Source organism: Teichococcus aestuarii (assembly GCF_042651065.1).
In the GTDB taxonomy this organism is placed as follows: Bacteria; Pseudomonadota; Alphaproteobacteria; order Acetobacterales; family Acetobacteraceae; genus Pseudoroseomonas; species Pseudoroseomonas aestuarii.
On record NZ_JBHSCH010000152.1, the window covers coordinates 1 to 1,375 of the forward strand.

Sequence of the window (1,375 nt, forward strand, 5' to 3'; positions counted from 1 at the left end):
GGTCGTGTCCCGGGTGGTGGTGTAGGAGGTGACCGCTTTTGAGGAGGCGGCCACCGCAATGGTTCTCGGTAGGGTGTGGGTTGTCGAGACCTGTAACCCGAACCTCGGACCACCACGATGACCGATGACAAGATTGCCCTTCGCGAGCTGTTGGAGAAGGGCTCGGACGCCAGCTTCCTGCGGGAGATGATCGGCTTTGCCGCGGAGCGGCTGATGGAACTGGAGGTCGGCGAGGTGACGGGAGCCGCTCATGGCGAGCGCTCCCCGGACCGGCTGGTGCAGCGCAACGGCTATCGCGAGCGGGACTGGCAGACCCGGGCCGGGACGGTGGAGCTGCGGATCCCCCGTCTCCGGCGCGGCTCCTACTTCCCGGCCTTCCTGGAGCCACGCAGGACCGTCGAGAAGGCGCTGACGGCGGTGATCCAGGAGGCCTATGTCCAGGGCATCTCCACGAGATCGGTCGACGACCTGGTTCGCGCCATGGGCCTGGAGGGGGTCTCCAAGAGCCAGGTCAGCCGCCTCTGCGCCGAGATCGACGAGCGGGTGGGCGACTTTCTGGCCCGCCCCATCGAGGGCGACTGGCCCTATCTCTGGCTGGACGCGACCTACGTGAAGGTGCGCGAGGCAGGGCGCATCGTCTCCGTCGCCGTCACCATCGCGGTGGGCGTGAACGCCGACGGACGGCGCGAGGTGCTCGGCATGGCGGTGGGCAGCTCGGAGGCGGAGCCGTTCTGGCTCGACTTCCTGCGCGGCCTCGCCCGCCGCGGCCTCAGGGGCGTGAAGCTCGTCGTCTCCGATGCCCACGAGGGCCTCAAGGCCGCCGTGACGAAGGTGCTCAGGGCCACCTGGCAAAGGTGCCGCGTTCATTTTGCCCGCACTGCGCTGGCGCATGCCGGAAAGGCGCAGCGCCGCATCGTCTCGGCCTGGATCGGCACCGCCTACGCGGAGCCCGATGCGGAGGGTGCCAGGCGGCAGTGGAGAGCGGTGGCCGACCAGTTGCGGCCGAAGGTCCCGAAGCTCGCTGTCCTCATGGATGGCGCCGAGGAGGACGTGCTCGCCTACATGACATTCCCGGCCGCGCACCGGGCGAAGCTGCACTCCACAAACCCCATCGAGCGCCTCAACGGCGAGATCAAGCGCAGGACCGATGTGGTCGGCATATTCCCGAACGAGGCCGCCGTCGTGCGGCTCGTCGGCGCCATTCTGCTGGAACAGTCCGACGAGTGGGCCACCCAGCGGTCGCGCTACATGACGCTGGAGACCGTCGCCGCAGTCAGCGATACTGGTCCCATCAGGCTCTCCGCCGTGCCAGCCTGATCCCGGCTACCCAACCCGCCGGAACCATCGCTCCTACACCACGCGATGGGACACGACC

Annotated in this window: 1 protein-coding gene; it reads left to right on the top strand. The window is 68.5% G+C overall.

Annotated elements, in window-relative coordinates; genetic code table 11:
- The first annotated feature begins 117 nt into the window (after nt 1-117).
- Nucleotides 118-1,317: an IS256 family transposase gene (locus ACFOY6_RS24075; RefSeq protein ID WP_379652451.1), complete on the top strand. Its 1,200-nt coding sequence runs from the start codon at nt 118-120 to the stop codon at nt 1,315-1,317.
- Nucleotides 1,318-1,375: the final 58 nt, after the last annotated feature.